Source organism: Pseudomonas sp. T1.Ur (assembly GCF_023516725.1).
Lineage (GTDB): Bacteria > Pseudomonadota > Gammaproteobacteria > Pseudomonadales > Pseudomonadaceae > Aquipseudomonas > Aquipseudomonas alvandae.
In genome coordinates this window covers 5,666,035-5,677,971 of the sequence record NZ_JAMGSN010000001.1, presented here as the reverse complement: position 1 = coordinate 5,677,971, position 11,937 = coordinate 5,666,035, and the positions used below count along the sequence as shown (strand labels likewise).

Annotated in this window: 11 protein-coding genes; 2 read left to right on the top strand and 9 right to left on the bottom strand. The window is 59.7% G+C overall.

The annotated features are described in order from the left end of the window. Positions 1-21: 21 nt before the first annotated feature. Together M8Q45_RS25075 and M8Q45_RS25070 are read right to left on the bottom strand one after the other, a co-directional pair. A complete protein-coding gene (locus M8Q45_RS25075) occupies positions 22-648 on the bottom strand; it encodes a glutathione S-transferase family protein (protein WP_249876818.1) in 627 nt (208 codons plus the stop codon). 125 nt (positions 649-773) lie between these two features. After that, complete coding sequence (locus tag M8Q45_RS25070; protein WP_249876817.1) at positions 774-1,676, bottom strand: LysR family transcriptional regulator; 903 nt, start codon at positions 1,674-1,676, stop codon at positions 774-776. A 316-nt stretch (positions 1,677-1,992) separates the two neighbouring features. Here M8Q45_RS25070 and M8Q45_RS25065 point away from each other — a divergent pair, with 316 nt between their 5' ends. Further along, a complete protein-coding gene (locus M8Q45_RS25065) occupies positions 1,993-4,206 on the top strand; it encodes an LTA synthase family protein (protein ID WP_249876816.1) in 2,214 nt (737 codons plus the stop codon). Between the two features lie 60 nt (positions 4,207-4,266). Here the strand turns inward: M8Q45_RS25065 and M8Q45_RS25060 are convergent, their stop codons facing one another. The 5 genes from M8Q45_RS25060 to M8Q45_RS25040 form a co-directional block, all read right to left on the bottom strand. After that, the gene (locus M8Q45_RS25060) at positions 4,267-5,256 is read right to left on the bottom strand and encodes an aspartate-semialdehyde dehydrogenase (protein WP_249876815.1); all 990 of its coding nucleotides are present in this window, start codon (positions 5,254-5,256) and stop codon (positions 4,267-4,269) included. Positions 5,257-5,314: 58 nt separating this feature from the next. Next, complete coding sequence (gene rarD / locus M8Q45_RS25055; protein WP_030139056.1) at positions 5,315-6,244, bottom strand: EamA family transporter RarD; 930 nt, start codon at positions 6,242-6,244, stop codon at positions 5,315-5,317. Next, complete coding sequence (locus M8Q45_RS25050) at positions 6,241-6,987, bottom strand: iron-containing redox enzyme family protein (protein ID WP_249876814.1); 747 nt, start codon at positions 6,985-6,987, stop codon at positions 6,241-6,243. Before M8Q45_RS25050 ends, rarD begins: the two co-directional genes overlap by 4 nt. Before the next feature lie 84 nt (positions 6,988-7,071). Continuing rightward, positions 7,072-7,866, bottom strand: a complete 795-nt coding sequence (locus tag M8Q45_RS25045; RefSeq protein ID WP_249876813.1) for a HalD/BesD family halogenase — start codon at positions 7,864-7,866, stop codon at positions 7,072-7,074. Positions 7,867-7,898: 32 nt separating this feature from the next. Next, a complete protein-coding gene (locus tag M8Q45_RS25040; protein WP_249876812.1) occupies positions 7,899-9,122 on the bottom strand; it encodes a cation:proton antiporter domain-containing protein in 1,224 nt (407 codons plus the stop codon). A gap of 352 nt (positions 9,123-9,474) precedes the next feature. Here M8Q45_RS25040 and ftrA point away from each other — a divergent pair, with 352 nt between their 5' ends. After that, a complete protein-coding gene (gene ftrA, locus M8Q45_RS25035) occupies positions 9,475-10,470 on the top strand; it encodes a transcriptional regulator FtrA (protein ID WP_249876811.1) in 996 nt (331 codons plus the stop codon). Here ftrA and nudK read toward each other — a convergent pair. Both nudK and nadE read right to left on the bottom strand, forming a co-directional pair. Next, positions 10,467-11,063, bottom strand: a complete 597-nt coding sequence (gene nudK / locus M8Q45_RS25030) for a GDP-mannose pyrophosphatase NudK (protein ID WP_198796146.1) — start codon at positions 11,061-11,063, stop codon at positions 10,467-10,469. The genes ftrA and nudK overlap by 4 nt on opposite strands. Before the next feature lie 39 nt (positions 11,064-11,102). Then, positions 11,103-11,936 carry an NAD(+) synthase gene (gene nadE / locus M8Q45_RS25025; RefSeq protein WP_249876810.1) on the bottom strand — a complete coding sequence of 278 codons (834 nt, stop codon included), beginning with the start codon at positions 11,934-11,936 and terminating at the stop codon, positions 11,103-11,105. Between the last annotated feature and the right edge of the window lies 1 nt (position 11,937).

Genomic DNA, 11,937 nt, shown 5'->3' with positions numbered 1-11,937 from the left:
TCGCCGCAACCAGGCCGATGCTCAAGCGTCTTTCTGCAAGCCCACTGCGGTACGTGGCATGCCCACGAACCCTGGCAAGGCCTCGATCCGCGCCAGCCATGCACGTACGTTGGCATAGTCTTGCAGCGACACATTGCCCTCGGGCGCATGGGCGATATAGGTGTAGCCAGCGATGTCGGCAATGGTCGGCGCGTCACCTGCCAGATAGGTGCTGTTGCTCAGTTCCTGATCGATGACTTTGAGCAGGTTGTGGGACCGGGCAATCACATCTTCGGCGTTGTGCGACGCACCGAATACCGTGATCAGGCGCGCCGTGGCCGGACCGGCATGCAAAGGACCGGCAGCGACCGACAACCACCGCTGGACGCGAGCGGCGCCGACCGGGTCCGTCGGCAGCCAGCGACCGTGGCCGTATTGGCTTGCCAGGTACACCAGGATGGCATTGGAATCCGCCAGTACCACACCGTTATCGTCCAGGACCGGCACCTGGCCGAACGCGTTGATCGCGAGGAATTCCGGCTGCTTGTGCGCGCCCTTGGCCAAGTCGACGAAAATAATCTCGACAGGCAGTTCGAGCAGCGAAAGCATCAATTGGACACGGTGAGCGTGGCCGGAGAGTGGGAAGTGGTAGAGCTTGATTGGGTTCATGGTCGACTCCGCTGGGAAATGACGCCCTCGTTATGCGGCGTCGATAGGGTCATCTTCTGCTCAAGTCTGGCGCTGTAGAATCACCTGCAAACGCAATCCATTATTTCCGCCAGCGAAACAATGCCTCAGCCTTGCAGGGCCGGATTTTCCCGCAGCGCATTCACGATGAAGTCCACGAAACTGCGAACCCGCGCCGGCGCATTGCGCCCGCCCTGATACACCACATGAATCGGCAGGGGCGCCAGCTCGAAGTCGGCCAGGACGATTTCCAGTTCGCCTGTGGCAATGTTGCTCGCCACTTGATAAGACAGGACCCGCGTCATCCCCAACCCCAGGCACGCCGCGCCGATGGCAGCCTGGTTGGCCGTGACCACCAGCCGAGGCGCGGGCCGGACCGACAGCGGCTGGCCCGCCTCGACGAAGGTCCAGTTCCTGACCTGGCCGATGGCCGAGGACGACACCACCGGCATCCGTTCCAGGTCCTGCGGGTGTTCGGGCCGGCCATGGCGGGCGAAAAAATCGGGGGAACCGCACACCACCCGCCGCACTTCGCCGACACGGACAGCATGCAGGCTGCTATCGGGCAACTCGCCGATGCGCACGGCAACGTCGATGCCCTCTTCCACCATGCTGACGGTGCGATCCAGCAGCAAGGCGTTGACGCAAACCTCGGAAAAACGTCCCAGGTAATCCACCAGCACTGGCGTGACGAACAATTGCCCGAACAGCACCGGCGCGGTGATGGCCAGCTGTCCACGAGGCTGGGCGTGACTGCCGGCCGCCGAGTCCTCGGCTTCCTGCAAATCGCCGAGGATCCGCCGACAGTCATCGAGAAAGCGTTGGCCGGCTTCGCTCAGGTAGACGTTGCGTGTGGTCCGCACCAGCAGCGGCGTACCGATGCGTTGTTCCAACGCCGCCACCGCCCGCGTCACGCTGGCGGCCGACAGGCCCAAGCGCCGCGCGGCCGCTGAAAATCCAGAATCCTGGGCCACGGCGACAAACACCTGCATCTCCTGGAACCTGTCCATCCACCCTCCGATGAGAAATCTTGAAACAAGATTAAACACGCCTGAAAGCCGCGCCGTGTGGCCATTGTAGAGGGGTTGAGCAACGAACCGAAGCCAGCCGCAGGGTCATGGGCCAAAAACGGCTGCCGCGCTTGGTACCATTCCGCACAGTCTTCTGACTGTTTAATGACCAAACGCTCAATCCTGTGGGAGAGCCTGCTCGCGAAAAGTTGTATTGGCCGATATGACGTTGGCTGATACGACGCTTTCGCGAGCAGGCTCGCTCCCACAGGGTTCGTGTGTTTGCTGGATTGGTTTGAACAAAAGGCCCGTTTCCGTGAATGTTCTTTATCGAGCGCTGACTCATCCACTCGCGACCCTTCTCGCGCTGGCCGGATGCGTGCTCTTCGTCCCGATGGGGCTGCGCCTGGTCCTTGGCTGGTCCGACCTGCTGGGCTACCTGTCCGACTTCGCCATCGGCAGCTTATTGATCGTGTTGCTGCATCGTCGCCCCTGGTGGCTGGCGTTACCGGTATTGCTGGCCTGGACCACGCTGATGTTGGCCAGCAGCGAACTGGTCAGTGCGGTTGGACGGATGCCCACGCCGTCGGACATCCAATACCTGACCGACCCGCAATTCGTCGAGAACTCCACCAGCGGTGGTTTCGCTCATCCCTGGCTCGCCGCCGTCCAGCTAGTCACCTTGGCGCTCTGGCTGGCGGTCCACTGGATCAATCGGAGCCGCCGGGCGCCCGGCTTGCCGCGCCATGCCTGGGCGTTGCCGACGGCGCTTTTGCTGGCCCACGGCACGGTGCAAACCTGGCGGCCCAGCGAAGCGGACCAGTGGAACCTGTTCAACCTGCCCCACCAGCTCATGACGGCAGGCCTCGCCACCGGCCAGGCGCACATTCAGGAATGGATCGCCGGGGATACCGCGGAACCGCTTCCCCCCATGGAAGGGCTGACCCGACTGGATCTTCAAGGACAAAAGCTGCTCGCCGCGCCGGGCAGCGCGCGCAACGTCCTGATCATCGCCCTGGAGGGCATTCCCGGCGCCTACCTGGAAACCAATCGCCAGGCCTTGAAAAGCAGTTATCAGGAAAACCTGATGCCGCGCCTCAGCGCCTGGGCCGAGCGCGGGATGAACACGCCCGACTATGTGTTGCACAGCCACCAGACCATCCGCGGCCTGTACGCCATGCTGTGCGGCGACTACGACAAGCTCGACAACGGCACGCCCAAGGGCGTCGAAATGCTCAACCAGAGCCAGCGCAACCAGGCCTGCTTGCCTGCCCAATTGCGCAAGAACGGATTCTCGACCCACTTCCTGCAAGGCGCCGGCCTGCGGTTCATGGCCAAGGACCGGATCATGCCGCACATCGGCTTCGACACGACCCTGGGCATGGAGTGGTTCACCCGACCGGCGTACCTGGAGTTTCCCTGGGGCAAGGACGACAAGACCTTCTTCGAAGGCGCGCTGGATTACGTCGGGCACCTGCAACAGGCGGATGAACCCTGGATGCTCACGCTGCTGACGGTGGGCACGCACCAACCCTATTCAGCGCCAGAGGATTACCTGGAGCGCTACGACACCGCCAAGCAGGCCGCCGTGGGCTACCTGGACGACGCGCTGGACCGTTTTCTCGCCGGCCTGGAACGCCAGGGCATCCTGGACAATACCCTGGTGGTCATCACTTCGGACGAATCCCACGGCATCGACGATGTGCGCCTGGCCTCGTCCTGGGGCTTCAACCTCATGTTGGCGCCGGAGCCCTTGCCGCGCCTCAAGCAAGGGGTTCATGGCCATGTCGACCTCACCGCTTCGGTACTCGACTACTTCGGTTTCGAAGTGCCGACTGCGCTGTCCGGTCGCTCGATGTTCAGGGACTATCCGACGGGCCGGGAAATCATGTCGTTCACCAACGGCAAGCTGCGCTACCACGATGGCAAGGGCACCTTCACCGAATGCGATTTCCAGCAACATTGCCTCGACTACAGGAGCGAAGGCTTCATCGCCGACAGCGCCACCTACCTCGAGCAATACAGCGGCCAACGCGCAAGACTCGTCAGTGCCCGAGCGACGGCACTGGACCAGACGTTGTCCACCACGCCCTTGAACCAACACTACCAATTCGGCAGCGCGGAAAAGATCCCGTTGCCGGCCCAGGTGTCCAACGACTGGACCGACAATCTGATCGGCGCCCAGTACCTGGAAATGCCCAAGGGCACCCGCACTCGCGTCAGCTTGAGCATCCGCGCCGTGGACGCGGACCACGCCGCCTACATTTCACTCAAGGCCAAGGAGTTCGAGCAGGACGTGCCGATGGATTTGCCCACCGACATCGCGGTGACCTCCGACCAGCCGCTGGTGATGGACATCCATTTCGACAACCCGCAGCCGCGCAAGGCGTTCTCCTTCCACCTGCTCGGCCACGGGACGGGCGCCATCGAGATCAGCGACTTCAGTGTCGTGACTGAACTGCCGGAACAAACGGACCAGCCGCAATACCTCGACGATATGCAGGACGACAGCGAGCCTCAGTCCAGCTGAATGAAAAAACGCGCAGCCGCTGTAAAGCGGTTGCGCGTTTATCATTCAACCCCTTGGTGATCAGTCATTGACCAATTGCATGATTTCGAACGCGTTCAGTGCCGCGCCTCGCAGCAACTGGTCGCCGCTGATAAACAGGTCCAGCCCGTGATCGCCGTAGATCAGATTGTAGCGAATCCGTCCTACTTCCACGGCGTGCTTATAGGTCGAGGTCATGGGCATCGGATAAACGCCTTGCTTGGGTTCATCCACCACCTCGACACCGGGCGCAGCCGCCAGGAGTTCACGCACCTGGGCCAGTGATTGCACCGGTTTCCTGAAGCGCAGGCTCAGGCTCTCGGCATGGGAACGCAGGGTCGGTACCCGAACCGCCGTCGTGCTGATGGCCAGCTCCGGCTCGTCCAGGACCTTGCGCAATTCCCAGACCACTTTCATCTCTTCGCGGGTATAACCGTTGTCTTCAAACGAATCGACTTGAGGGATCACGTTGAACGCCAGGTTGTGGGCGAAGTTTTCGCTGCCGTCCTGATCGCCATAGTCGCTGAACGCCTTGGCCTTTTCACGCAACTCCAGCATGGCCGGTTGGCCCGCACCGCTGGCGGCCTGGTAAGTGGAAATGATCGCGCTTTCAAGCTCGTATGCGTCGTGCAGCGGTCCCAGCACCATGAGGGCGATTGCCGAAGAACAGTTGGGATTGGCAATCAGTTTTTCGCCCTTGTAGCGTTGACCGTTGATCGGCGGTACAAGCAGCGGGATATTCGGGTGATAGCGAAAAGCCGAAGAGTTATCGATAACGTAGGAATTTTCAGCCAGTCGCGCACCATATTCCAGGGCAAACGCCCCGGAAACACACAGGAAGACGATATCGCACGAGGCGCAGCCTTCGACCGAAAAAGGCTCGATCAGGTGCTCGGTGCTACCAGCCTTCAAGCGCTTGCCGGCCGAACGTTCAGAGGCCATGCAGACCACCTCGTAGTCGGTATCTTCAAGCAATTGCAGCATGGTCATGCCCACTGCACCGGTGCAACCCACCACGGCGACTTTCTTCATTTCGATTCCCTTATCCTGAAAAAACCCGCGCCGCCTCGAGACGGCGCAGGCGGGTATGTCATGCCGTACGCATTTGCACGGACAACCTGGCGGCTGCCGCTGCACGCTGGACCCGGATGGAGTTCAAGGTAAACAACGCAAGCGCCAGCCAGATGAACGAGAACGCCGCCAGTTTCAACGACGAGACCGGTTCACCATAAACAAATGCCGCCAACAGGAAGTTGCAAATTGGCGGGACGAACTGCAAGAAGCCCAGCGTGATCATCGACAACTGCTTGGCCGCCAGACTGTACCACCACAAAGGCAACACCGTGATCAGACCCGTCGCGACCAACAGCAGATCGCGAGTGCCCGACTGCAGGAACTGGTGCCCTTGGCCCTGGGCCTGAGCCCACACCAGGAACAGCGCCGCGAACGGCAGCAGCACGGCAATTTCCAGCGTCTGGATGACCACCGGATCGCCAGGTACCTTTTTCTTGAAGATACCGTAGAAGGAATAGCAGAAGCCGATCACCAGCGCGATCCATGGGAATGAATGCAGGTTCAGCAGCTCGAACGCCATCAATGTCACGCCTGTGACGGCCAGGAAGATCGCCCAGGTTTGCAGGGCCGTGAGACGCTCCTTGAAGATCACCCGCGACACCACCATGCTCATGATCGGGCTGAGGAAATAGCCGAAGGCCACCTCCAGCACGCGCCCGGTCATGATCCCGTAGATGTACATCAGCCACCAAAGCCCCAACACCGCAGATACCGTGAGCACATTGGCCGGGCGAACGGTCTTGAGCGTAGAGCGCAACGTCCCGACCCGCGCGGTCAGCAACACCAGTGCCAGGAGAAACAACTCGGCGAACACCACCCGCCAGGACAGCAGATGATAGGCATCGAGCCCGGCCAATGGCTTGTACCAGAGCGGGTACGAGCCCCAGAGCAGCGTGGCGCCGAGCCCGAAGGCGACGCCTTGTCCGGATTCATTCTGGGCAGTCATTGGCGTCCTCCGGCGTTGAGTTTGCGCTCGATGCCATCCCAGTACACTTCCATCAGGTGCAGGTACTGTTCAATGCCTTCAGCGAACAGACGACGCTCTTGCGGCGTTTGCAAGTGTTTTTCCATGACGTTGAACACTGCGTTGGAGTGGCCGACTTCGACTTCCATGTGCAGCGTCCAGAAGAACCGGCCGCGTTCGCTGACGCCTTCCTTGATCAAGCCATCGTTATATTTGGAAACCATCGATGCGGACATCGCCTCGTCGGCGAACAAGCCACCCAGTGCCTTTTGCAGTGGCGGTTTGCTATAGAGCGCGCAAATGCCGTCGTTCAACGCCTGAGTGCTGGGCAGGCACTTGTAGGCCTCGATCTGCTCCTCGCTGATGCCCTTGTCGTGCAGGAACTTGCGGTACAAGTCGGAATGGGAATGGGTTTCCCCCAGTTCATCGCGAGCGTTGAAGGCGATGGTGCGAAGGACCGCCTCGTCACGGGTGATGGTGGAAATCCCACAAACATAGAACGGCAGGTATTTGAAGTAGTGCAGGGTTTCCAGGTACAACACCTTGCTTTGCTCCGGCGGCAGACCGTGCTCGGCATAGGCGTTCAGAAATGGGTGCTCGGTCGCGCGATGCTTGAGGATGTATTCGATCTGCTCATCCATGAACAACTTGAGCTCCAGATCGACACCTTCGTTGCGTACGACATAGGCGGTTTCGGATTGAAACGTTTCTTGAGTGATGGACATGGCCTGCTTCCTTGAGCCCCGGGGGCAACGTTGATTTTCCAAATATGAAACCGGGCGGACACCCATCCGTCCGGCCGCTCGCCGTCAGGCCTCTTCGGTGGTCCTGGCCTTGGTATCCCAGATCACTTCGATACTTTCGTGGGCGACATCGATTCGCCGGTCATGGGCACTGGCCCAGCATGTGTTGAGAATGATCCGAGTGGTTTCCTGCTGGATCGGTACCACGTGGTGCAACGTGGTATCCGATTTGAGGAAATACACATCACCCTTGAGGTGGTGATAGGACTTGATCGGGTTGTTGAGGATGTACTGCCAGATCTGCGGGTTCTGCTTGTCCCACTCGCTGTGCGGCACGCACTGGAGCACGCCACCGATCGCCGGGTCCTCGGGCGCCTCGATGATCCAGATCATGGTGTACGGGTAATCACCCCAATGCCAGCCATGGGTATCGCCCGGGTGGCTCAGTTTGGTGATCAGGTATTGCTCCTGCTCCCAGCAGGACGCCAAGTCGTCTCCGGCAATATTGCCCAAGAACTTACGCAGCGATTCGGATTGATAAAGCGCGGGTATGAACGTCCCGCCCTCGGCGATCTCCGGTTGATTGACGTTGTACATTTTGCGGTAGGTATTACCGGTGGACGGAACCGTCACATCGCGGCGCACCGAATACTCGTCCAATAATGCATGAACTTCGGCATGAACATTTTCCAAAATCCTTTTTGGCAGAAAGGAAAAGTTTTTGAAGTTGAAGTAACCGTCGCGGCGAAATTCATTACGAATCTGCTTCATCCGGTTTTCATCCTGCAAAAGAACCTGGAAATGCTTGGCCAGTTGCTGCTCCATTACTTCAATAACCAAGCTGGACGTTTGTTCGCTCATTTATCGCTCCATTCCATTGTTATCGGTCGGTGTTACAAATCCACGGGAGGCAACGCTCTCGGAGTCGACGAGTTGCGTACCGGGAAGATTTTCTTTTCTTGCAGATTCATCAGCGGACCGGTCATCAGCGTCGTGACGATGGTCATGACCACCAGGGCGGTAAACAGCTCGCTGCCGATGATGCCCATGTCCAGGCCGATCTTGAGCACGACCAGTTCCATCAGGCCGCGGGTGTTCATCAGTGCACCGATGCTCAACGACGTCGACCAGGAGCAACCCACAAGCCGAGCGCCCAGCGCACTGCCGAATATCTTCGCAGTGACAGCCACGAGCAGGATCACCAGCAGCACCCAGGCCCCAAGCCCGGTGAACGCCGACGAGGTGGTGCTCAAGCCGGCCAGGGCAAAGAAACAGGGCATCAATATGATCAGCGATACGTGCTCCAGCCGTTCGATGATCATGTCCAGCAAACGCTGGTCACGCGGCAAGCACAGGCCGAACAGGAAGGCACCAAATACGGCGTGCACTTGCAGCGCGTGGGTCAGGCTGCCATAGATCATCACACCGGCCAGCAACGCCACGAGCACCATCGGTTGCGCAAGCTTTCCTTCGGCGGCGAGCCAACGGTTCAAGAGGGGCTTGAGCAACAGGAACGAAAAGGCCACCAGCAGCAACAGGCAACCACCCCGGACGACCAGGGCCATCCAGTCACTGTCCTGACCGTTCACCATCGCGACAGCGGCAATCAACATCCAGGCGGCCACATCGCTCATGGCGGCGGCCAGCAAGGCGATCGCACCGGTCTGCGTACCGAGCATGCCGCGTTCCTTGAGGATCCGCGCCAGTACCGGAAAAGCGGTGACGGAAAACACGGTGCCTATGAACAAGACAAAGGCCAACCGAGACGTCCCGGTGCTGGCGAAATGTTCGTACAGCCAGGGAGCTATCGCGGCGCCGAGGGAAAAAGGGATGACAATGCTGAAGGCGCCGATGACCATGGCATGGAAGCCGGTCTTGCTCTGTTTCAATGGGAAACGAAACTCGGCACCAATGACGAACATGAACAACAATATGCCCAACTCGCTCAGGACTTTGAGCTGGGTGATAGCGCTGCTATCGAATAGTTGCTGATGGAAGGCGGGAAACAACTGGCCCAGTACAACGGGGCCCAACATGAAACCGGCAATCATTTCTCCAACAACCTGTGGCTGCCCCAAGCGATTGAACGCAGCACCCAGGAGTTTTGCTGACAACATGACAAACACTATCTGGATCAGCAACATAGTCCTTTCCCTTACAACGTCCAGGTTAATCCGGTTACAACTCACAACTCCTTCAACGCCGTTATCCGTTAACAGCGTCCGTAACAGAACCCAATAAGATGCGCACACTTGGCCTATCCGTACGAATCGAATTCTGTTGAAGCAGGAATAAATCTGGAAGTGACAATCCTCTACCGGTGCGATGGGGTGGGGTACCGGTAATGCGGCGATCACCTTTGTGGGGTGCAGCCGTCTTGGTTTTCCTGATTGCCTGGCAGCGATTGTAGGGGCAGGGGACTGTCCGCTACAGTGCAGCAGACGACAATAAACGGTGAATTTACGCCAAATGAATGCTCTTCCTGGAACAGTGGCCATCCTCGTCTATGAGGGCCTTTGCGTATTCGAATTCGGCATCGCCCTCGAGATCTTCGGGCTACCCCGCCCAGAACTGGACGTCCCTTGGTATACCCACCGCATCGTTGCCGTCGACGAGGGGCCGATGCGTGCGTTGGGAGGATTGCAAATCTCCGTCGATGCGGGTCTGGAAGAGCTTGAAACCGCACAGACCATCATCGTCCCCGGTTGGCGCAACCGTTATGAGCGGCCCCCCGAAGCGCTATTGCAAGCCCTTTCAAGAGCTCATGCCCGCGGCGCACGCCTGCTGTCCATCTGCTCGGGGGTGTTCGTGCTCGCCGCCACAGGGCTGCTCGATGGAGAAACCGCTACCACGCATTGGCAGTTTTCCAAGGAGCTGGCCGAACGATTCCCCAACATCAAGGTTGACCCTAATGTGCTCTACGTCGATTCCGGCCAGGTGATCACCTCAGCCGGAAGTGCCGCCGGTATCGACGCCTGCCTGCATTTGATCGCGCGTGATTTCGGCACGCACATCGCCAACTCGGTGGCCCGACGCTTGGTAATGGCGCCACAGAGAACCGGCGGCCAGTCGCAATTCATCGTCGCCCCGGTGTGCAAGTCACCGCGCAACGAGCTGACGCGCGTGTTGCAATGGATCCGCGAGCACCTGGACCAACCGTTGAGCGTGGCTGACATGGCGGCTCGCGTGGCCATGAGCGAACGAACCTTTTTGAGGCGTTTCATTGAAACCACGGGACTGTCGCCCAAGGCCTGGCTTCAGCAGGAACGACTGAACCGCGCTCGCGAGCTGCTGGAAAGCACCGATCAAAACACCGCCGGTATCGCACACGCCTGTGGGTATCGGTCAGTGGAAAGTTTCCGCGCAGCCTTTCGCAACGCGGTGGGCCTGGCTCCCTCGGCCTACCGTGAGAGATTTGGCAGCGATGAAATCAGCATGCAAGCGGCCTGGGCAGCCAACTGCTAATCCAGCAACCGATGCAACTTGGCGTACTGCAACAACATGATGGTCTTGCCGTCACAGATTTCGCCGGTCTCGATCATGCCCAGGGCCTGGTCGAGCGGCATTTCCAAGACTTCGATCTCCTCTCCCTCGGCCTCGAGCCCGCCACCTTCGTGCTGCTTGTCTTCGTCGAAATATTCACCGACAAAAAAATGGATCCGCTCGGTCACCGAGCCCGGGCTCATGAACGCCTCGAATACCTTGCGCACGTCCTGGACGACATAGCCGGTTTCTTCCTGGGTTTCCTTGCGGATGCAGGTCTGCGGATCATCGTTGTCCAGCAGGCCGGCGCAGGTTTCGATCAACAGGCCGTCGTGCCCGTTGACGAACGCCGGGAAGCGGAATTGCCGGGTCAACACCACGGTCTGCTTGGCCTTGCTGTAAAGCAGGATGGTGGCGCCGTTGCCGCGGTCGTAGGTTTCGCGCGTCAGCTCGCGCCATTGGCCGTTGCGGCCGAGGTAGTCATAAGTGGTCTTGCGCAGGATGTACCAATTGTCCGAGAGGACCTCGACCTGCTTGATGCGTACGCGGTCCTTGATGCTGCTTGCCTGGGTCATTTTCCACTCCGTTCGAGACCAAAGCCCCATTTAAACCTATTACAACGATACCGGAACGCGAGGCAATGCTCGCTTGTGGGCTGTCTTGAGGTAAGCGCGTTCAATGATCTGTCGCGCTTTTGGCGACACCTCTTCGCCCATCAGGTAGGCATCGATTTCCTCGTAGCTGCAGCCATACGCCACTTCATCCAATTTACCAGGCGCCAAGTCCTCCAAATCGGCGGTCGGTGCCTTGCGCACCAGGTGCGCGGGGGCGCCCATCGCGTCGGCCAGCAGTCTCACCTGGGTCTTGGTCAGCCCGGACAGCGGTGCCAGATCGCATGCGCCGTCGCCAAACTTGGTGAAAAAGCCCATCACCGCCTCCGCCCCATGATCGGTGCCGACCACCAATCCGTTGCTCAGATTGGCAATGGCGTATTGCGCCAGCATCCGCGCCCGGGCCTTGGCGTTGCCTTTGGCGAAGTCGGTGAGTTCGGCCGAAGGCTGCAAGCCATCGATGGCAATGCTGCCCATCAAGCCGTCAACGCACGCGGCAATGTTGCTGATGGTGATCAAGTCCGGCCGGATGAAGTCCAGGGACGCCTGGGCGTCCTGCTCGTCGGCCTGGGCCTTGTACGGCAGCCGGACGGCGATGAATCGCGCCGCGTAGTCCTCATCGCGCAGTTGCTCCACCGCCAGTTGACATAGGCGGCCGGCGGTGAGCGAGTCGACGCCGCCACTGATTCCCAGGACCAGGGACCGGCAACCCGACTCCCGCAGGACCTGCTTGATGAACTCGACGCGGCGGGCGATCTCGCTGGCTTCGCCGCCCTGAGTGAGTTGACGGTCGATGCCCAAGTCCTGGGCAATGCGTTCTTGCTGAAACGAAGTCATA

Excerpts from the sequence above, each read along its gene's own strand:
- M8Q45_RS25050 (WP_249876814.1), bottom strand. The coding sequence starts at position 6,987 with ATGTCCATCACTCAAGAAACGTTTCAATCCGAAACCGCCTATGTCGTA.
- M8Q45_RS25040 (WP_249876812.1), bottom strand. The coding sequence starts at position 9,122 with ATGTTGTCAGCAAAACTCCTGGGTGCTGCGTTCAATCGCTTGGGGCAG.
- M8Q45_RS25070 (WP_249876817.1), bottom strand. The coding sequence starts at position 1,676 with ATGGACAGGTTCCAGGAGATGCAGGTGTTTGTCGCCGTGGCCCAGGAT.
- nudK (WP_198796146.1), bottom strand. The coding sequence starts at position 11,063 with ATGACCCAGGCAAGCAGCATCAAGGACCGCGTACGCATCAAGCAGGTC.
- rarD (WP_030139056.1), bottom strand. The coding sequence starts at position 6,244 with ATGACTGCCCAGAATGAATCCGGACAAGGCGTCGCCTTCGGGCTCGGC.
- nadE (WP_249876810.1), bottom strand. The coding sequence starts at position 11,936 with ATGACTTCGTTTCAGCAAGAACGCATTGCCCAGGACTTGGGCATCGAC.
- M8Q45_RS25045 (WP_249876813.1), bottom strand. The coding sequence starts at position 7,866 with ATGAGCGAACAAACGTCCAGCTTGGTTATTGAAGTAATGGAGCAGCAA.
- ftrA (WP_249876811.1), top strand. The coding sequence starts at position 9,475 with ATGAATGCTCTTCCTGGAACAGTGGCCATCCTCGTCTATGAGGGCCTT.
- M8Q45_RS25075 (WP_249876818.1), bottom strand. The coding sequence starts at position 648 with ATGAACCCAATCAAGCTCTACCACTTCCCACTCTCCGGCCACGCTCAC.
- M8Q45_RS25060 (WP_249876815.1), bottom strand. The coding sequence starts at position 5,256 with ATGAAGAAAGTCGCCGTGGTGGGTTGCACCGGTGCAGTGGGCATGACC.